The sequence below is a fragment of the Kosakonia sp. HypNH10 genome (assembly GCF_029850615.1).
GTDB lineage: Bacteria > Pseudomonadota > Gammaproteobacteria > Enterobacterales > Enterobacteriaceae > Kosakonia > Kosakonia cowanii.
Map to the genome: position 1 here is coordinate 671,232 of NZ_JAOTIU010000001.1, position 19,650 is coordinate 690,881.

13 protein-coding genes are annotated in these 19,650 nt (G+C 58.2%); 6 read left to right on the forward strand and 7 right to left on the reverse strand.

What is annotated here, in order from left to right; translation table 11 throughout:
• Window positions 1-4: 4 nt before the first annotated feature.
• The 3 genes from N7V53_RS03310 (at window position 5) to N7V53_RS03320 (ending at window position 4,898) form a co-directional block, all read left to right on the forward strand.
• Window positions 5-2,437, forward strand: a complete 2,433-nt coding sequence (locus N7V53_RS03310) for a formate C-acetyltransferase/glycerol dehydratase family glycyl radical enzyme (RefSeq protein ID WP_279792070.1) — start codon at window positions 5-7, stop codon at window positions 2,435-2,437.
• Between the two features lie 234 nt (window positions 2,438-2,671).
• Complete coding sequence (locus N7V53_RS03315) at window positions 2,672-3,487, forward strand: Cof-type HAD-IIB family hydrolase (RefSeq protein WP_023481346.1); 816 nt, start codon at window positions 2,672-2,674, stop codon at window positions 3,485-3,487.
• A 145-nt stretch (window positions 3,488-3,632) separates the two neighbouring features.
• Window positions 3,633-4,898 carry a DUF1479 domain-containing protein gene (locus tag N7V53_RS03320; RefSeq protein ID WP_279792072.1) on the forward strand — a complete coding sequence of 422 codons (1,266 nt, stop codon included), beginning with the start codon at window positions 3,633-3,635 and terminating at the stop codon, window positions 4,896-4,898.
• Here N7V53_RS03320 and N7V53_RS03325 read toward each other — a convergent pair.
• Complete coding sequence (locus N7V53_RS03325) at window positions 4,895-5,968, reverse strand: LacI family DNA-binding transcriptional regulator (protein WP_279792073.1); 1,074 nt, start codon at window positions 5,966-5,968, stop codon at window positions 4,895-4,897. The genes N7V53_RS03320 and N7V53_RS03325 overlap by 4 nt on opposite strands.
• Before the next feature lie 304 nt (window positions 5,969-6,272).
• Here N7V53_RS03325 and N7V53_RS03330 point away from each other — a divergent pair, with 304 nt between their 5' ends.
• Entirely contained in the window at window positions 6,273-7,574 is a 1,302-nt protein-coding gene (locus tag N7V53_RS03330; protein WP_023481536.1) for an MFS transporter, read from the forward strand.
• A 15-nt stretch (window positions 7,575-7,589) separates the two neighbouring features.
• A complete protein-coding gene (locus tag N7V53_RS03335) occupies window positions 7,590-9,956 on the forward strand; it encodes a glycoside hydrolase family 31 protein (protein ID WP_279792075.1) in 2,367 nt (788 codons plus the stop codon).
• A 442-nt stretch (window positions 9,957-10,398) separates the two neighbouring features.
• Here the strand turns inward: N7V53_RS03335 and N7V53_RS03340 are convergent, their stop codons facing one another.
• Window positions 10,399-11,991, reverse strand: a complete 1,593-nt coding sequence (locus N7V53_RS03340; protein ID WP_023481823.1) for an ABC-F family ATPase — start codon at window positions 11,989-11,991, stop codon at window positions 10,399-10,401.
• Window positions 11,992-12,198: 207 nt separating this feature from the next.
• On the opposite strand from N7V53_RS03340, the gene ldtB reads away from it, so the two are divergent.
• Entirely contained in the window at window positions 12,199-13,119 is a 921-nt protein-coding gene (gene ldtB, locus N7V53_RS03345; protein WP_023481393.1) for a L,D-transpeptidase, read from the forward strand.
• Between the two features lie 213 nt (window positions 13,120-13,332).
• Here ldtB and N7V53_RS03350 read toward each other — a convergent pair whose 3' ends face one another.
• From N7V53_RS03350 to N7V53_RS03370, 5 genes are all read right to left on the reverse strand, one after another.
• The gene (locus N7V53_RS03350; protein WP_279792078.1) at window positions 13,333-14,049 is read right to left on the reverse strand and encodes a GntR family transcriptional regulator; all 717 of its coding nucleotides are present in this window, start codon (window positions 14,047-14,049) and stop codon (window positions 13,333-13,335) included.
• Between the two features lie 16 nt (window positions 14,050-14,065).
• Window positions 14,066-15,385 carry a PTS transporter subunit EIIC gene (locus N7V53_RS03355; protein WP_279792081.1) on the reverse strand — a complete coding sequence of 440 codons (1,320 nt, stop codon included), beginning with the start codon at window positions 15,383-15,385 and terminating at the stop codon, window positions 14,066-14,068.
• 23 nt (window positions 15,386-15,408) lie between these two features.
• Entirely contained in the window at window positions 15,409-16,785 is a 1,377-nt protein-coding gene (locus N7V53_RS03360; RefSeq protein ID WP_279792083.1) for a glycoside hydrolase family 1 protein, read from the reverse strand.
• Window positions 16,786-16,985: 200 nt separating this feature from the next.
• Entirely contained in the window at window positions 16,986-18,026 is a 1,041-nt protein-coding gene (locus tag N7V53_RS03365) for an aldo/keto reductase (protein WP_279792085.1), read from the reverse strand.
• 100 nt (window positions 18,027-18,126) lie between these two features.
• A complete protein-coding gene (locus tag N7V53_RS03370) occupies window positions 18,127-19,650 on the reverse strand; it encodes an efflux transporter outer membrane subunit (RefSeq protein ID WP_124969010.1) in 1,524 nt (507 codons plus the stop codon).

Sequence of the window (19,650 nt, forward strand, 5' to 3'; positions counted from 1 at the left end):
GATTATGACCCTGATGCAACTCAACATGCTGCCTGAGCGCATCCGCGCGCATAAACAGGCGCTGATCTCGATTGTAAAACCGCCGATCTGCACCGAACGCGCGCTGCACTACACGCAGATTTACCAACAGCATATGGACAAACCGCTGCCGGTGCGCCGGGCGCTGGCGTTAGCCCATCACCTGGCGCAGCGCACTATCTGGATCGAACATGACGAGTTAATTATCGGCAATCAGGCAAGCGAAGTGCGCGCCGCGCCGATCTTCCCGGAATACACCGTCTCGTGGATCGAGAAAGAGATTGATGAGCTGGCGGATCGCCCCGGCGCGGGCTTTGCGGTTAGCGAAGCGAATAAGCGCGTGCTGCATGAAGTCTGCCCGTGGTGGCGCGGCCAGACGGTGCAGGATCGCTGCTACGGCATGTTTACCGACGAACAAAAAGCATTGCTTGCGAGCGGCATTATCAAAGCCGAAGGCAATATGACCTCCGGCGATGCGCACCTGACGGTGAACTTCCCGCTGCTGCTGGCAGAAGGGCTGGATGGCCTGCGTGAGCAGGTGCGCGAGCGCCGCGCGCGGATTGATTTGACGCAGCTTGCGGATCTGCACGGTGAACAGTTCCTGAAAGCGATTGATATCGTGCTTGAGGCCGTCAGCCTGCATATTATGCGTTTTGCCGACCTTGCGCGCACCATGGCGGCTGAGGAGCCACGCGAAAGCCGCCGCGACGAACTGCTGGCTATCGCCGAGAACTGTGAGCTTATCGCCCACCGGCCGCCGCGCACCTTCTGGCAGGCGCTGCAACTCTGCTACTTCATTCAGTTGTTGTTGCAGATTGAATCCAACGGCCATTCGGTGTCGTTTGGCCGAATGGATCAGTACCTCTACCCCTTCTGGCGTCGCGATGTGGAGCTGCAACAGACGCTACACCGCGAGCAGGGCATTGAGCTGTTGCAGAGCTGCTGGCTGAAGCTGCTGGAGGTGAACAAAATCCGCTCCGGCAGCCACTCGAAAGCCTCGGCGGGCAGCCCGCTCTACCAGAATGTCACCATCGGCGGGCAGGCGTGGCACAACGGCCAGATCCGCGACGCGGTTAACCCGCTCTCCTACGCCATCCTCGAATCCTGCGGGCGGTTACGCTCCACTCAGCCCAACCTCAGCGTGCGCTATCACGCCGGAATGAGTGACGATTTTCTGGAGGCCTGCGTACAGGTGATCCGCTGCGGGTTTGGCATGCCGGCGTTTAATAACGATGAGATTGTCATTCCGGCCTTTATCGCGCTGGGCGTGGAGCCTGCTGATGCTTACGACTACGCGGCAATTGGCTGCATCGAGACCGCCGTCGGCGGCAAGTGGGGCTACCGCTGCACCGGCATGAGCTTTATTAACTTCGCCCGCGTGATGCTGGCGGCGCTGGAGGGCGGGCGCGACGCCACCAGCGGCAAAGTTTTCCTGCCACAAAAAGAGGCGCTGTCGGCGGGCAACTTCCGCCATTTTGATGACGTGACAGAAGCATGGGATCGGCAGATCCGCTACTACACGCGCAAATCGATTGAGATTGAGTATGTTGTCGACACCATGCTTGAGGAGAACGTGCCGGATATCCTCTGCTCGGCGCTGGTCGACGACTGCATTGAGCGGGCGAAGAGTATTAAACAGGGCGGCGCGAAGTATGACTGGGTCTCCGGCCTGCAAGTAGGCATCGCCAACCTTGGTAACAGCCTCGCGGCGGTGAAAAAGTTAGTGTTTGAGCAAGGCCTTATCGGCCAGCAGCAGCTGGCAGAGGCGCTGGCGGCGGATTTCGACGGCCTGAGCCACGAACAACTACGCCAGCGGCTTATTAACAGCGCGCCGAAGTATGGCAATGATGATGAGAATGTTGATGCCCTGCTGGTACGCGCGTATCAAACCTATATCGACGAGCTGAAGCAGTATCATAACCCGCGTTACGGACGTGGGCCGATTGGCGGCAAATATTACGCCGGTACGTCGTCGATCTCCGCCAACGTGCCGTTTGGCGCGGCAACCATGGCCACGCCGGACGGGCGCAAAGCCCATACGCCGCTGGCGGAGGGGGCAAGCCCGGCGTCCGGCACCGATCATCTTGGGCCAACGGCGGTGATCAACTCAGTCGGCAAACTGCCGGTTGGCGCGATCCTCGGCGGCGTGCTGCTTAACCAGAAGCTTAACCCTTCCACGCTCGACAATGACGGCGACCGGCAGAAGCTGATGGCGCTGCTGCGTACCTTTTTTGAGGTGCATAAAGGCTGGCATATTCAGTACAACATTGTCTCGCGCGAGACGCTGCTGGCCGCGAAGCAGCACCCGGACCAGTACCGCGATTTAGTAGTGCGCGTCGCCGGTTACTCGGCGTTTTTCACCGCTCTGTCGCCGGATGCGCAGGACGATATTATTGCCCGCACCGAACATACGTTGTGATGTTAAGGTTAGAAACCATTACGCGTTAACCAGGTATTTCGCATTGCAGGAAGGCGGCAAGGTGGCGCATCCCCGGGAGTTTACAAAAAGTAAATGACCGGGGTAAGCCACCGCAGCCAACACACCTGCGGCTCGAAAGAGGACGGTTAACTTTCGAATGAAATAAAATTTGTGCTTCAGGTCTCATTCTCTCTAGAATGTTGCTCCTCGTTATGACATTCAGGAGCGCTATATATGACCGTCAAAGTTATCGTCACTGATATGGACGGAACTTTTCTTGATGACGCCAAAAAGTACGATCGCACGCGGTTTATGGCGCAATTCGAGCAACTCCAGCAGCGCAATATCGAATTCGTGGTCGCCAGCGGCAACCAGTACTACCAGCTCATCTCCTTCTTCCCGGAGCTTAAGGATCGCATCTCCTTCGTCGCCGAAAACGGCGCGCTGGTCTACGAACACGGCCAACAGCTGTTCCACGGCGAACTGACCCGCCACGAATCCCAGGTAGTGATGGGCGAGCTGTTAAAAGGCGGCGGTATGAACTTTGTCGCCTGCGGGCTTGAGAGCGCCTATATCAACGAAGCCGCGCCGCAAGAGTTTGTCGATCTGATGGCGGAACACTATCACCGCTTAAAGCCGGTGCGCGACTTCACGCAGATTGACGATACGCTGTTCAAATTCTCCCTGAATTTGCCGGACAGCGAGATCCCGGCGCTGGTCGATGAGCTGCACACCTCCCTCGACGGGATTATGAAACCGGTGACCAGCGGCTTCGGCTTTGTCGATCTGATTATCCCCGGCCTGCATAAAGCCAACGGTATTTCGCGCCTGCTCAAGCGCTGGAACCTCTCCCCGCAGGCATGTGTGACGCTGGGTGACAGCGGAAATGATGCCGAGATGCTGCGCATGACCGACTACTCTTTCGCCATGGGCAACGCCACCGATGCGATTAAAGCCATCGCTCGTCACCAGACCGATGACAACAACCACCACGGCGTGCTGAATGTGATTCAGGCGGTGCTGGATAACACTGCCCCGTTCGACCGCTGATCCCCCTGCCGACGCCCCGCCGTCGGCACTCTCCCTCTGCCTTTTCCCGCTTTGTGCAATCCATCAAGTTTTTAAACTTGCATTAACTTATTTTTAACTTAGATTGTCATTTGTAATCTTAATTACTTTCGAATGAAAGAAAGAGGTGCTTATGACGTTTACCCATGAAACCCTTCCTGCCGACCATAAAGCCGCCATCCGCCAGATGAAACAGGCGCTGCGTGAACAAATTGGCGATGTACAACAGCTCTTCGATCAACTCAGCGCGCGTATTAGCGAGCGCGTGGAGGAGATTAAGGCGATAAAAGCCCGCGGTGAATCCGTCTGGCCGCTGCTGAACTATGCCGATATCGCCGCCGGGCGTGTAACAGAAGCGCAGCGCGCGTTGATCAAACGTCGCGGCTGCGTGGTGATCAAAGGCCATTTCCCGCGCGAGCAGGCGCTGGGCTGGGATCGCGCGATGCTCGACTACCTGGCGCAAAACCGTTTTGATGAACTCTATAAAGGCCCCGGCGACAGCTTCTTCGGCACGCTGGAGGCGTCGCGCCCGGAGATCTACCCCATCTACTGGTCGCAGGCGCAGATGCAGGCGCGCCAGAGCAATGAGATGGCGGCCGCGCAATCTTTCCTCAACCGGCTGTGGCGGTTTGAGAGCGAAGGCCGCACGTGGTTTAACCCCGATATCAGCGTCATCTATCCGGATCGCATTCGCCGCCGCCCGCCGGGCACCACCTCGAAAGGGCTGGGGGCGCATACGGATTCCGGCGCGCTGGAGCGCTGGCTGCTGCCGGCCTATCAGCGCGTCTTTGCCAACGTCTTTAACGGCAATCTGGATCAGTACGATCCGTGGAATGCGGCGCACCGCACCGAGGTGGAGGAGTACACGGTTGAGAACACCACTAAATGTTCGGTGTTTCGCACCTTCCAGGGCTGGACGGCACTGTCGGATATGATCGCTGGTCAGGGGTTGCTGCACGTGGTGCCGATCCCCGAGGCGATGGCCTATATTCTGCTGCGCCCGCTGCTGGATGACGTGCCGGACGATGAGCTGTGCGGCGTGGCACCCGGCCGCGTGCTGCCGGTCTCAGAGCAGTGGCACCCGCTGCTGATGGAGGCGCTGAGCAGCATTCCGCCGCTTGAAGCGGGTGATTCCGTCTGGTGGCACTGCGATGTGATCCACTCGGTCGCCCCGGTGGAAAACCAGCAGGGCTGGGGCAATGTGATGTATATCCCCGCCGCCCCGCTGTGCGAGAAGAACCTTGCTTATGCCCGCACGGTGAAGGTCGCACTGGAACAAGGCGCTTCGCCCGGCGATTTTCCGCGCGAAGATTATGAGCGCGACTGGTCAGGCCGCTTTACGCTCAGCGATCTGAATGCGCACGGTAAGCGCGCGCTGGGGATAGAGAGTTAAGCATCATACAGCCCGTCGCCGGCCACTGCTGTGCGTCGCTGTCCCGGACGTATCCGCCGCACCGACTCGCGCACCGCGAGCGTGCCGTTTAACAGCAGCGAGCCGGTCGGTGCCTGTGGGCGGATCAGGCGCTGCTGCAATAGCTGCACCGCTTCCGCGCCCAGCTCATCGCGCGGGACATGCACTGCGGTGAGCGGTACATCCTGAATTGCCGCGAGGTTAAAGGCGTCAATACTCATCACCGACACATCCTGCGGCACGCGCAAACCCCGCTGCAGCAGCGCCTGCACCGTCCCCTGCGCCATAAAATCGCCGCTGACCAGAAATGCGGTCGGCGGCGTTTTGTTTGCCGGATCGTTCAGCCACTCCGCCACCCGCAGCGCCGCCTCTTTGGCGCTAAAGCTGGGTACGGTGATGAGATCCCGTTTGCTGTTAAAACGCAGGTTCTGCTGATGCCACGCTGCTTTAATGCCTGCGAGACGCAGATCCATGGTGTAACGGCGCAGGCACATCACATTCACCACATCGCGGTGGCCCATATCAAAAAGATAGCGGGCGGCAAACTCGCCGATGGTGCGGTGATCCGGCGCAATGGAAGGCAGGCGCATACGCCCATCGCGGCAGTTGATCAGCACGCAGGGTTTGCCGATATCCGCCGCCAGTTCGTGAATATGGGTATCGTCAATGCCGAGCAGGATCGCCGCCTGCGTCTCTGGCGCATTCATACGCGCCAGAAATTCATTAGCGTCGCTGTCCAGCTCCTCCAGCGCGCAGTAGCGCAACCGCACGTCGTGTGGCTCGAGCGCTTTATTGACGCTCTGAATGACACGGTAGTAGAAGATATCGGAGCGCTCATCAAAGGCGCGCTGCGGCGCAAAGACAATCAGGTTATTGAGCAGCAGCCGTCCGGCGGCAATCCCCTCCATCACCCCCAGTTCACGGGCGCAGGCCAGCACCGCCGCGCGCGCTTTTTCGCTGGTGTTGGCTTTTCCCGCCAGCACCCGCGAAACGGTGCTGGTCGACAGATTTGTGCGCCGGGCAATTTCGCTGATTTTGAGCTTTTTATCCATTCTGTGATCTTGCTCCGTTTGTGAAATGGGAAAATTTTCATAGGACGGAAAGCCTGTTATTTATGGCTTTGATTGCAGTGTGCCGCAATATTCGGTCAATTGATGAGAATCCTTGCACAAAATCGACTTTAGCCGCGCTTTTTTCTCCCCTACGGTAAATGTGTCATACAACTTCCATACTAGTTGTGTGTGTTCTTAAGACAAAAACCAAGAAAAAAATCATCACGCGCGCCTGGCGGTATAACAACTTTTCACCCGGCCGCGATAACGCAACGTCCCTACAAAACGATGAGCGGAGAACACCATGAGCCAGGGGATTAACAACGACGTGGCGGCCACAAGCAGTCGCCGGATCTTCAAAAAATTACGCTGGTGGATGCTGGTACTCTTTCTGTTTGGCGTGACGGTGAACTACATCACCCGTAACTCGCTGGGCATCCTGGCCCCGGAACTGAAAACCAGCCTCGGTATTACTACCGAACAATATTCATGGATCGTCGGCGCATTTCAGCTGGCGTATACCCTGTTCCAGCCGCTGTGTGGCTGGTTAATCGATGTGATTGGCCTGAAAGTGGGCTTTATGGTCTGCGCGATCATCTGGGCGCTGGCCTGTATGTTCCATGCTGGCGCAAGCAGCTGGATCCATCTGGCGATTTTGCGCTTTACCATGGGCGCGTCGGAAGCGGCGGCAACGCCCGCTAACGCCAAAACCATCGGCGAGTGGTTCCCGAAATCGGAGCGTCCGGTTGCCGCGGGCTGGGCGGGCGTTGGATTCTCCATCGGCGCGATGCTGGCACCGCCGATTATCTACTTCGCCCACGCCTCGTTTGGCTGGCAGGGGGCGTTTATGTTTACCGGCGTGCTGGCGCTGCTGTGGGTGATTTTGTGGTGGGCGTTTTATCACAACCCGGACAAGCACCCGAACCTGAGTCGCGAAGAGCTGGCCTTTATTCAGCAGGATAATGAGCCGCCAGCGGTGAAACTGCCCTTCCTCACCGCGCTGAAAAATGTATCCAAAAACAAGCGCTTTTACGGCATTGCCATTCCGGCCTTTATGGCGGAACCGGCATGGGCGGTGCTGAGCTTCTGGGTGCCGCTCTATCTGGCGAAAGAGCACGGCATGGATCTGAAACAGATTGCGATGTTCGCCTGGCTCCCCTTCCTCGCCGCCGATCTCGGCAGCGTCGCCAGCGGCTATCTCACCAAACTCTATACCCGCTGGTTCGGCTGCTCGCGCGTCAATTCGGTGGTTGCCAGTTCCCTGACCGGCGCGTTCCTGATGATCTCGCTGGCGATTGTGGCGATCACCCGCGATCCCTATATCACCATTGTGCTGATCTCGATTGGCGGCTTCGGCCACCAGATCATCTCCTGCATGTTGAGCGCGCTGGTGGTCGAGTCCTTCGACAAAGGCCAGATGGCGACCGTCAACGGTATGCGCGGCTCGGCGGCGTGGATCGCCAGCTTCCTCTTCTCACTGCTGATTGGCGTTACTGCCGACAAGATTGGCTTCAACCCGCTGTTTATTGCCATGGGTTTCTTTGACCTGATTGGCGCTATTTTCCTGGTGGCATTTATTGCTGAACGTCGCGCAAAACGCGCCTGATTGTGGAAGTCTGCTATGAAAACGCTGAAGAACTGGACGTTACAAAAACAGAGCGCTCATCACGTTGAGCTATTGGTTGATGGGCAACATACGCTCTGCCTCTATGTGCTGGAAGCGAACCTGTTTCGCGTGCTGATTAAGCGCAAGGGCGAGCTGGCGCTGGCGCGCACCTGGAGCATCGCGCCAGGTGAGGATGTGCCGTGGGAGGGGCGCAGCCGTGAGGATCTGAGCGGTTTTAGCCTGCCTGAGTGGAAGCTTGAACAGCAGCAGGAGACGCTGACCGTTGAGAGCGAGCAACTGCGAGTGACGGTGCACCAGCCGTTATGGCTGGAGTGGCACTACCGTAATGACGCGGGCGAGTGGCAGTGGCTGGCAGGCGATCGCCCTACCAGCGCCTATCAGATCAATGCTCACGGCGACGGCGTGGCGCACTATCTCAGCCGTAAAAAGGAGGAACGTTTTTACGGCCTCGGCGAGAAAGCGGGTAACCTGCAACGCACCGGCCAGCGCTATGAGATGCGCAACCTTGATGCGATGGGCTACAACGCGGCAAGCACCGACCCGCTCTATAAACATGTCCCTTTCACCCTCACCCGCCGCGATGATGTCAGCTACGGGCTGTTTTACGACAACCTCAGCAGCTGCTGGCTCGATCTCGGGAATGAGATCGATAACTACCACACCGCCTATCGCCGCTGGCAGGCAGAAGCGGGCGATATTGATTACTACATTTTTACCGGCGCACGCGCGCTGGATGTCACCAAAGCCTTTGTGCGCCTGACGGGCAAAACCCTCTTCGGGCCGAAGTGGAGCCTCGGCTACAGCGGCTCGACTATGCACTACACCGATGCGCCGGATGCGCAAAACCAGCTGATGAACTTTATCCGCCTGTGTGAAGAGCATGCGATCCCCTGTGACTCGTTCCAGCTTTCGTCGGGTTACACCTCGATCAACGGCAAACGCTACGTCTTTAACTGGAACTACGACAAAGTGCCGCAGCCGAAGGTGATGAGCCAGGCGTTTCACGCTGCCGGGCTGAAGCTGGCGGCCAATATCAAACCCTGCCTGCTGCAGGATCACCCGCGCTATCACGAAGTGGCGGAAAAAGGGCTGTTTATCCGCGATTCGGAAAACCCCGGGCCGGAGCGCTCCAGCTTCTGGGATGACGAAGGTTCGCATCTCGATTTCACCAACCCGCAGACCATTGCCTGGTGGCAGGAGGGCGTGACTACGCAACTGCTGGAGATGGGGATCGACTCCACCTGGAACGACAATAACGAATTTGAAGTGTGGGATGGCGAAGCGCGCTGCGCGGGCTTTGGCCAGGAGATCGCCATCAAGCATATTCGCCCGGTGATGCCGCTCCTGATGATGCGCGCCTCGATGGAAGCGCAGCAGCGTTTCGCGCCGGATAAACGCCCTTACCTCATCTCCCGCTCCGGCTGCGCCGGGATGCAGCGCTATGTGCAGACCTGGAGCGGTGATAACCGCACCAACTGGCAGACGCTGCGCTACAACACCCGCATGGGGCTGGGGATGAGTTTGTCCGGGCTCTATAACGTCGGGCACGATGTCGGCGGCTTCTCCGGCGATAAGCCCGATGCTGAGCTGTTTGTGCGCTGGGTGCAAAACGGCGTGATGCATCCGCGTTTTACCATCCACTCGTGGAATGATGACCAGACGGTAAACGAGCCGTGGATGTACCCGGCGGTTACCCCTGCAATCCGTAGCGCTATTGAGCTGCGCTACCGTCTGCTGCCCTATCTCTACACTCTGCTGTGGCAGGCGCATGCCGATGATGAACCGATGCTGCGCCCGACCTTCCTCGATCATGAACACGATGCGCAGACCTTTGAGGAGTGCGACGACTTCCTGCTTGGCCGCGATCTGCTGGTCGCCAGCGTCGTTGAGCCGGGTCAGCGCGAGCGTTCTCTCTGGCTGCCCGTCAATGAGAGTGGCTGGTACGATTTTTATACCGGGGCGTGGTATGCGCCAGGCCAGTGGGTGACGCTGGATGCGCCGCTGGAAAAGTTGCCGCTGCTGGTGCGCGCTGGCGCCGCTTTACCGCTGAGCGACCGCATTCGTCATGTAGAGGCGAAAAGCGACACCTTCCGCGAACTGCAACTCTTCCCGCTGAAAGGCACCGGGCGTTCCAGCGGCCTGCTGTTTGAGGATGATGGCGAGTCGTGGGGTTATAAAGAGGGCAATGCGCTGTGGTTAAGCTGGGAGATGGTCTGCGACAGCGAAACCATTAACCTTGAGGTTACCGCGCGCGGCGATTACCGCCCGGCGTGGCAGACGCTGAATGTCACCTTGCCCACCGGGGAAAAACGCCGGTTAATGATTAACGGCGAGCCGGCAACGGCGTGGTCTTTCAGGTAAAAAAATGCCGGATGGCGCGTAAACGCTTATCTGGCCTACGGATCGGAGCAGTTTTGTAGGCCGGATAAGGCGTAAGCCGCCATCCGGCTTTAGCATGCATCTCACCGCAGGATGGCGCGTAAACGCTTATCCGGCCTACGGGATCGGAGCGGTTTTTGTAGGCCGGATAAGGCGTAGCCGCCATCCGGCAATCCGCGTGCATCTCACCGCCGGATGGCGCGTAAACGCTTATCCGGCCTACGGGATCGGAGCGGTTTTGTAGGCCGGATAAGGCGCAAGCCGCCATCCGGCAATCCGTTCCTTTATCCACAAAGCATTTACCTAAGTATTTCGCGTTGCAGGAAGGCGGCAAACCTGAGTATCCCCGGGAGCTTACTGAAGTAAGTGACCGGGGTACGACGGTGCAGCCAACGCACCTGCAGCGTGAAAGACGACGGTAAATTTATTCGATACCTTTGGTACGCAAATAATCTTCATAGTTACCGGTGAAATCGACCACGCGCTGCGGCGTAATCTCGATCACACGGGTTGCCAAGGAGCTTACGAATTCACGGTCGTGCGAGACGAAAATCAGCGTGCCCTGGTACATCTCCAGCGCCATGTTCAGCGATTCGATTGATTCCATATCCAGGTGGTTGGTCGGTTCGTCCATCACCAGAATATTTGGTTTTTCCATCATCAGCTTGCCGAACAGCATACGGCCCTTCTCGCCCCCGGAGAGCACCTTCGCCGGTTTCTTGATATCGTCCTGGCTGAACAGCAGACGACCCAGGATGCTGCGCACCGCCTGCTCGTCATCGCCCTCTTGCTTCCACTGGCTCATCCAGTCGAACACCGTCAGATCGTTATCGAAATCCGCCGCGTGATCCTGCGCGTAGTAGCCGATGCGGGCGTTTTCCGACCACTTCACCGTGCCGCTCTCTGGCGTAAGCTCGCCGACCAGCGTTTTCAGCAGCGTGGTTTTACCGACGCCGTTAGTACCGAGGATGGCGACTTTCTCGCCCACTTCCATCAGCATATTGAAGTTTTTAAACAGCGGGCCGTTATCGAAGCCTTTCGTCACCTGCTCTACTTCCAGCGCGTTACGGAACAGTTTCTTATCCTGCTCGAAGCGGATGAACGGGTTCTGACGGCTGGAGGCTTTCACCTCGTCGAGCTTGATCTTATCGATCTGGCGGGCGCGGGAAGTTGCCTGACGCGATTTAGAGGCGTTGGCGCTAAAGCGGCTGACGAAGGATTGCAGCTCGGCAATCTGCGCTTTCTTCTTGGCGTTATCCGACAGCAGACGCTCGCGCACCTGGGTGGCGGCAGTCATGTATTCGTCGTAGTTGCCCGGGTAGACGCGCAGCTCGCCGTAGTCGAGATCCGCCATATGGGTGCAGACCATGTTCAGGAAGTGACGGTCGTGCGAAATGATGATCATGGTGCTGTCACGCTCGTTCAGCACCTGCTCCAGCCAGCGAATGGTGTCGATGTCCAGGTTGTTGGTTGGTTCATCGAGCAGCAGAATATCGGGGTTAGCGAACAGCGCCTGGGCCAGCAGCACACGCAGTTTCCAGCCGGGGGCAACTTCGCTCATCGGGCCGTAATGCTGTTCAACCGGAATACCGACGCCGAGCAGCAGTTCGCCCGCGCGCGCTTCCGCGGAGTAGCCATCCATTTCGCCATACAGCACTTCGAGATCGGCCACTTTATAGCCATCTTCTTCGCTCATCTCGGCGAGGCCGTAAATGCGGTCGCGCTCCTGCTTCACTTCCCACAGCTCGGCGTGGCCCATGATCACCGTGTCGAGCACGCTGAAGGCTTCGAAGGCGAACTGATCCTGGCGCAGCTTACCGATGCGCTCATTCGGATCGAGAGAGACGTTACCCAGCGACGGCTCTAAGTCGCCGCCGAGGATCTTCATAAAGGTGGATTTACCGCTCCCGTTCGCGCCGATCAGGCCGTAACGGTTGCCGCCGCCAAATTTGACGGAAATGTTTTCGAACAGCGGCTTACTGCCGAACTGCATGGTGACGTTGCTGGTGACTAACACGGCGATATCCTGAAATATGTGACAAACGCCATAGTATGCCACAATTCCGAATTAGATTCTTGCCCCCTGTCCGGCCGCTACACTGCAAACAACGGGAAAAAAGTGTGATTTCGTCAACATCTGAATTCCCTGGACGGGGGAATGCACATATAATGCGCTTCCTGCATTCTCAACCCAACGGCCAGTGTGGCAATAATCTCGCACAACATGAATATGAAATTAAGAACTCTCTTCGCGGCGGCCTTTGCTGTCGTGGGATTTTGCAATAGCGCGTCTGCTGTGACTTATCCGCTGCCGACTGATGGCAGCCGTTTGATCGGTCAGAACCAGGTCGTAACCATTCCTGAAGGCAATAACCAGCCGCTGGAATACTTTGCGGCTGAATACCAGATGGGTCTCTCCAACATGCTGGAAGCTAACCCGGGCATTGACGCCTATCTGCCGAAAGGCGGCACGGTAATGAACGTTCCGCAGCAGCTGATCCTGCCGGATACCGTTCATGAAGGGATTGTGATTAACAGTGCGGAGATGCGCCTCTACTACTATCCGAAAGGCACCAACACGGTGATCGTGCTGCCAATCGGTATCGGTCAGTTGGGCAAAGATACCCCGATTGCCTGGACCACCAAAGTCGAGCGTAAAAAAGCCGGTCCGACCTGGACACCGACGGCAAAAATGCACGCCGAGTATCAGGCAATGGGTCAACCGCTGCCGCCGGTGGTACCGGCAGGCCCGGATAACCCGATGGGTCTCTACGCGCTCTATATTGGCCGCCTGTATGCGATCCACGGTACTAACGCCAACTTCGGTATCGGCCTGCGCGTGAGCCACGGCTGTGTGCGTCTGCGTAACGACGACATCAAATTCCTGTTCGAGAACGTGCCGGTCGGCACCCGCGTGCAGTTTATTGATGAGCCGGTAAAAGCGACCACCGAACCGGATGGCAGCCGCTATATCGAAGTTCACAACCCGCTCTCTACCACTGAAGCGCAGTTTACCGGCGGCGAAATCGTGCCGATCGCGCTGACCAAAGCGGTGCAGGCGGTGACCAGCCAGGCGGACGTTGATTCAAGCGTCGTTGACCAGGCGATTCAGAACCGTTCCGGTATGCCGGTACGTCTGAACTGATTTGCGGTCGGTTTGAATGCCGGATGGCGCTGCGCTTATCCGGCCTACAACTGATTTGAATCGGTAACAAAAAGCGGAGCTTCGGCTCCGCTTTTTTCATGTGATTGCCGGATGGCGCGATGCTTATCCGGCCTACAAAACCCGTTACCGGCAACATACCGCGTAGGCCGGATAAGGCGTAGCCGCCATCCGGCAATAATAAAAACAGCGCTTTTATCCGTGGTTAACCACAATCACCCCGCCGTGATCGTAGCGGTAATGGCAATGGGCATACTCCAGCGGCGTGCCATCCTCCAGGTAGATAACCTGCTCCACCTCCAGCACCGGATCGGTCTCGTCGCAATTGAGGTGCTGCTTATCCTCCTCGCAGGGCTTCAGCGCGCGGACAATGCGGTACGACCCCATGATTTTTAGCGCCAGATCGTCCTGCACATAGCGAAACACCGAGCTTTCGAGATGGCTGCGATTGAGCCCCGGCACCAGGTTTACCGGCATCAATGTGAACTCCAGCGACACCGGCTCGCCCTCCAGCAGACGCAAACGCACAAAGTCATACACCGGCTCATCCGGCCCCACCAGCAGCGAAGCCTGCTCCTTTTCACTGGCAAAACGCAGATCGAAGCGCACGATCTTGCTCGTCACTTCGCCAACGTTTTCCCAGGTTTTGGTGGCACCAAAATAGTCGCTGCCCGGCAGATCCCAGCGCGACAGCTGGAGGAAGTTTTTGCGGATAAAGGTGCCCTGCCCCTGGCGGGTATAGACCAGCCCCTCAACAATCAGCTGACGCATCGCCTGCTGGATGGTCATGCGGCTGGTATTAAACTCTGCCGCCAGCGCGAACTGGTCCGGCAGCGGCGCGCTGGCAAGATACTGCTGGCTGAGGATGCGCCGCTTAATTTCCCGCGCGATGGTGATATATTTTGCCGCCATGACCCGTCCCGGTAATTTAGTCTATCCCATTGTTTCTTAAGGCCACTCTCTCGGCAATTTTGAGGAAAGGCAGGTAGAAGAATACACCAAAGATGATGATTATCAACTGAACCACCACCGCCCGCCAGTCGCCCGCCGTCGCCAGCCAGGCGCTTAAAATCGGCGGCGTTGTCCACGGGATCATCACCACGCAGCGTGCCATCCAGCCCATCGTGGTGCAGAACCAGGCAAACCAAATCCCCAGCGCCGGCAGCAGCACAAAGGGGATCATCAGCGGCAGGTTAAAGACAATCGGCAGGCCGAAAATCACCGGTTCGTTGATGTTGAACAGCCCTGGCGAAATGGCCAGCCGCGCCACCTGCTTTGCCGACTGCTGCCTGGCGAAGATAAAGATAGCAATCAGCAGCGACAGCGTGCTGCCGGTGCCGCCAATCATGCCGAAGGTCGGCACAAAAATACTGTTGATGATATGCGGGATCGGCTGGCCGTTGGCGAAGGCGAGCATATTCTCGTTAGTGTTAATCAGCAGCAGCGGTTCGAGGATCACGCCGTTGACCACCGTCTGGTGAATACCGAGCGTAAAGAGGAAGTTGCCGAAGCTGTAGATAAACAGCGTGCCCGGCAGGCTGGTGTTGATCTGGCGCAGCGGCTGTTGAATCAGGGTGGTGATGAGATGGATCAAATCCGTATGCAGCAGGTTCGCCAGCAGCGCCGCTACCATCGCGAAGAGCGACAGCGTGATAATGGTCGGGATCAGCGCCGAGAAGGATTGCCCCACCGCCGACGGCACATTATCGCCGAGGGAAATGGAGAAGCGCTTCACGCTGGCGACGCGGATAAACAGCTCCGTCGAGAGCAGGCCGATAATCACCCCGGCGAAGATGCCGGTGGTGCCGATATTGGCAAACGACAGCATCTGCGCGACGCTCACCGTGGTTTTACTCCCCACCGGCACCACATCGAGTTGCATCGGCATCATGATAATAAAACTGGCAATCGCAATGACCACCGCTGAGACCGGGTTGCCGAAGTTCTTATTGCGCGCCAGCGACCAGGCGGTCATTGGCGCAATCAACAGGGCCGCGATATTCAGCGTGCCGTTAATGACCGCCTCGCCCCACACCTTAAAGCGTGCCAGCGTCTCGCCCTCCAGCACCCAAGGGAAAATGACGTTATTGATCAACACCGCCAGCCCGGCGAGGATGAAAATCGGCATCACCGCCGCGAAGGCATCTCGCAGGGATCGCAGATGCACCTGGTTTGCCAGGCGGGCGGAGAACTCCACGAACTTATCGACGAATAACTGCATTTTCGGCGTGATTTTTGTCTCAGACATTGCGCTGCCCTCTTATCACTGCGTTACATGTCACGCCCGTTGCTACGGATCACCCGTTGCAGCCAGCGGTAGCTCTTTTTCGGTACGCGTCGCATATCTTTCAGGTCGTGGTTATCGCGGTTGACGTAGACCACGCCGTAGCGTTTACGCATATCGCCCTGGGAACTGAGGATGTCGATAAGCCCCCAGCCGAGATAGCCAATCACCTGTGCGCCATCTTCAAACATCGCATCCTGCATCGCCTGCAGGTGATCGCGGTGATAGGCAATACGGTACTCATCATCAATCGGGTTGACGCCGTCCCACTCCTCAATCACACCGATGCCGTTCTCAATCGGGAAGACCGGCAGCCGCCAGTCGTTGTAGTAGCGGGTAATGATGGCGCGAAAACCGAGGGGATCGATCTGCCAGCCCCACTCCGTCGCTTCAAGGTAAGGGTTAGGCTTGTCGCCTTCGTGCAGGTAGTAGTTGACCGGCGTATCCGTGCCAATGGCGTCGCTGTCCAGCGTTTTGCTGGCGTAGTAGCTAAAGGCCATAAAGTCGTTTTTGACGCGCGCAATCTGCGCCAAATCCTCATCACGGTAGATATCGCCGAAGCCCTCTTTTTCCACCACCGCCATCACCGCCGGGCTGTAACCCTGCCCGGCGTAGACGCGCAGCAGGTTCTGATTGAGGAATTCGTCATACTGCATGGCACAGAAGATATCGCGCGGTTTGCAGGTAGCCGGGTAGATCAACTGGTGCGCCAGCATGCCGCCCATTAATTTGCCGGGCTGGGTATCGTGCAGATAGTGGGTCAGCAGCACGTGCGCCATCATCACGTGGTGCTGGATCTGGTAAAGCTCGCGCAGGGTTTTCTCGCCCTTCAGGTAGCCGCCAACCTGAAACGCGCCGGGCATATGGTAGATATTCTGCTCGTTGAAGGTGAGCCAGTACTTCACCTTGCTGCCGAAGCAGTCGATCATCTTCTGGCCGTAGCGCACAAAGGCGTCCAGCACGTGGCGATCGACGAAACCGTTATACTTTTCCGCCAGCGCCAGCGGCATATCGAAGTGATAAAGGCAGACCATCGGCTCAATGCCGCGCGCCAGCAGACCGTCAATAAAGCGCGCGTAAAAATCGATGCCCTCCTGATTGAATTCACCATCGCCCTCAGGGCAGACGCGGCTCCAGGCGATCTGAAAGCGGTAGCAGTTCATGCCCAGATCCTGCATCAGATCGAAATCTTCCTCGTAACGGTGATAGGAGTCGGTGGCGACTTTCCAGTCGGAGGCAAATTCGCTGGCTTCGCGGATATCGTAGACCGACATCCCTTTTCCGCCCTCATTCCACGCCCCTTCGGTCTGCATGCTGGAGACCGAGTTACCCCATAAAAAACCGGTCGGTAATGTTCTGCTCATTGCGCTTTCTCCATGACTAGTCATTTCGTTTATATGACTAGTCATATAGCGAATGGCGAAAAAACAGGCAAAGAGAGAAGCGCGGTTTTGTGACGCTTTTCGAAAGAATTGTGTGAAACGGGAGAGATGAGCGGTGCAAAGTGCAGCAGGCCGAATAGCGTTAATGCTTATCCGGCCTGTGCTTTATTTCTGAGGGTAAATTACTGCTGATTCAGTTGATTACGGCGATACTCGCCCTGGCGCTCCAGCATCCAGCCGGGGTATTCGCCAGGCAAGGCGCTGACGGCATCAAGCTGTTTAAGCTCCTCGTCGCTCAACTGCACGGTGGTTGCAGCGAGGTTATCATCCAGCTGTTCCGGGCGTTTCGCACCGATAATCACGCTGGTCACCGCCTGCTGGTGCAGCAGCCAGGCCAGCGCGATTTGCGCCACACTGACGCCTTTGCTGTCGGCGATGGCGCGCATCACATCCACGCAGTCAAAGGCGCGATCTTTATTTACCGGCGGGAAGTCAAACTCCACCCGGCGACCGCCCGCTTCGGCTTTGCCGTCGCGGCCATATTTGCCGCTCAGCAGGCCGCCCGCCAGCGGGCTCCAGACCATCAGCCCGACATTTTCGCTCTGCATCATCGGCACCAGTTCGCGCTCCAGATCGCGCCCGGCAATAGTGTAATAAGCCTGTAGCGAAGCAAAACGCGCGAGGCCGAGGCGTTCAGAGATGCCCAGCGCTTTGGCAATCTGCCACGCCGCCCAGTTGGAGACGCCGATATAGCGCACATGCCCGTGCTGCACCAGCGTATCGAGGGCGTAAAGCGTCTCCTCCATCGGCGTCGCCGGATCAAACCCGTGCAGCTGGTAGAGATCGATATGATCGAGTTGCAGGCGCTTGAGGCTCGCTTTCACGCTCTGAATAATGTGAAAGCGCGAACTGCCGCGCGAATTGACGCCTGCGGTGCCGGTTTCACCAAACACTTTGGTAGCGACCACCACATTTTCGCGCGGCACCTTCAGGTTTTTTAACGCCTGGCCGGTGATCTCTTCCGAGCGTCCGCCGGAGTAAACATCAGCGGTGTCAATAAAGTTGATCCCGGCATCAAGGGCGCGACCAACCAGCTCTTCAGCCTGTGCCTGCTGCAGCTGGCCAATTTTGCCCCACATATCCTCCTGACCGCCGAAGGTCATGGTGCCGAGGCAGAGTTCAGAAACAAACAGTCCGGTATTGCCCAGTTTTTTGTAGCGCATGGTAGCGTCTCCTCATCGGTTGTTTGACGCAATCAGTTATACGCTCCGTGCCTGCGCGGCGAATGTGGGGATCCTGCCTGTTTCTTGCCCAATCCTCTGATTATCCGCGCGGCGCGTCGCCAAAGACTTTGTAATCAGGCAGTTGCACGTTCTGGTACGGCTCCCAGCCGCCGCCGAGGGCTTTGTAGAGCGCGACGAGATCGAGGCTGCTCTGCACGCGCGCCTGCTCGCGCTGCTGGCTCGCCTGCGCCAGCTGGCGCTGAGCGTCGAGCACATCGAGGAAGCTGGCAATCCCTTTGCGGTAACTGTCGCTGGCAAGCGAGAAGGCGTTCTGCAACGCTTCCAGCGTCTTATCGAGGCTCGCTTCACGCTGCTGATCGGCGCGGTAGCTGACCAGCGCATTCTCGACATCGTTCAGCGCGCTGAGCACCGTCTGGCGATAATTGAGCACCGCAGCACCCTGCTGCGCGCGCGCCAGTTTGACGCTCGACACCAGCCGTCCGCCCTGGAAAATGGGGATCGAGACCTGCGGGCCGAAGCTGTAGAAGTGGCTGCTCCAGTCCGTCAGCCAGTTGGTTTCGCTATTGCGCAGACCAAACTGGCCGCTAAGGGTCAGGCTCGGGAAGAGCTGTGCGACGGAGACGCCGATTTGCGCGGTCGCCGCATGCAGCGTCGCTTCCGCTTCGCGCACGTCCGGGCGACGGCGCGCTAAGGTGGAGGGAATGCCGGTCGGCACCACGTCCGGCAAGGCCGGGAGCGGCTGCGTGCCGCGCAGTTCGCTATCCAGCGCACCCGGCGTTTTGCCGAGCAGCACCGCCAGCGCATTCATCGCCTGGCGCTCCTGCGCCTGGTACTGCGGCAGTTGCGCTTCGAGGTTCGCTGCCTGAGCGCGGGCATTCTCCACATCAAGCTGCGGCGATAACCCGCCCTGCTGGCGGTTTTGCGTCAGGGTCAAAGTCTCTTGCGCACTCTGAATCTGCGTATTGAGTGAGGCAATGATGCTCTGCGCGCCGCGCAGTTGCAGCCAGGCGCGCGCCACTTCCGCTTCCAGCGACACCAGCGCATCGTTGCGCTGCTCAATCGCCTGCTGCTGCTGGGCGGTGGTGGCCTCAACCTGACGGCGCACTTTGCCCCACAGATCCAGCTCCCACTGAGCATCAAAGCTGCCCTGATAGAGATTGACCGGCTGAGTTAACGCGCCCAGCGCGCCGCTGACCGCCGGATCGGCATTCTCCAGCTGGCCGTAGACATCATGGGATTTCAGCTCCCCTTCCAGCCCCAGTTGCTGACGCGTCGCCTGTAGCGAGCCGTTCACCGCCGGCAGAAACGCGCCGCCCGCCTGGTTGATCTGTTCACGCGCACCGGCAATACGCAGCACCGTCTGTTGCAGGGATAGATTCCCGGCAATCGCCCGTTCGATCAGGCTGTTAAGCTGCGGCGAGTTGAAGGTGGTCCACCAGCGCGGGTTAACCGCCTGCGGCGTCGCCCGGGATTTCACCGACGCATCACCCGGATCGTTCCAGCGCGCCGGAGTTTGCGGCTGCGCGGGCTGGTAATCCGGCCCGACTGCGCAGCCTGCAAGGCACAGTGACAGAAAGGTAACGGGAAAATGACGCCATGCCAT

What these genes read in the sequence shown, in the direction of transcription:
- N7V53_RS03310 (WP_279792070.1), top strand. Translation starts at nt 5, where the DNA reads ATGACCCTGATGCAACTCAACATGCTGCCTGAGCGCATCCGCGCGCAT.
- N7V53_RS03315 (WP_023481346.1), top strand. Translation starts at nt 2,672, where the DNA reads ATGACCGTCAAAGTTATCGTCACTGATATGGACGGAACTTTTCTTGAT.
- N7V53_RS03325 (WP_279792073.1), bottom strand. Translation starts at nt 5,968, where the DNA reads ATGGATAAAAAGCTCAAAATCAGCGAAATTGCCCGGCGCACAAATCTG.
- N7V53_RS03330 (WP_023481536.1), top strand. Translation starts at nt 6,273, where the DNA reads ATGAGCCAGGGGATTAACAACGACGTGGCGGCCACAAGCAGTCGCCGG.
- N7V53_RS03335 (WP_279792075.1), top strand. Translation starts at nt 7,590, where the DNA reads ATGAAAACGCTGAAGAACTGGACGTTACAAAAACAGAGCGCTCATCAC.
- ldtB (WP_023481393.1), top strand. Translation starts at nt 12,199, where the DNA reads ATGAATATGAAATTAAGAACTCTCTTCGCGGCGGCCTTTGCTGTCGTG.
- N7V53_RS03350 (WP_279792078.1), bottom strand. Translation starts at nt 14,049, where the DNA reads ATGGCGGCAAAATATATCACCATCGCGCGGGAAATTAAGCGGCGCATC.
- N7V53_RS03355 (WP_279792081.1), bottom strand. Translation starts at nt 15,385, where the DNA reads ATGTCTGAGACAAAAATCACGCCGAAAATGCAGTTATTCGTCGATAAG.
- N7V53_RS03360 (WP_279792083.1), bottom strand. Translation starts at nt 16,785, where the DNA reads ATGAGCAGAACATTACCGACCGGTTTTTTATGGGGTAACTCGGTCTCC.
- N7V53_RS03365 (WP_279792085.1), bottom strand. Translation starts at nt 18,026, where the DNA reads ATGCGCTACAAAAAACTGGGCAATACCGGACTGTTTGTTTCTGAACTC.
- N7V53_RS03370 (WP_124969010.1), bottom strand. Translation starts at nt 19,650, where the DNA reads ATGGCATGGCGTCATTTTCCCGTTACCTTTCTGTCACTGTGCCTTGCA.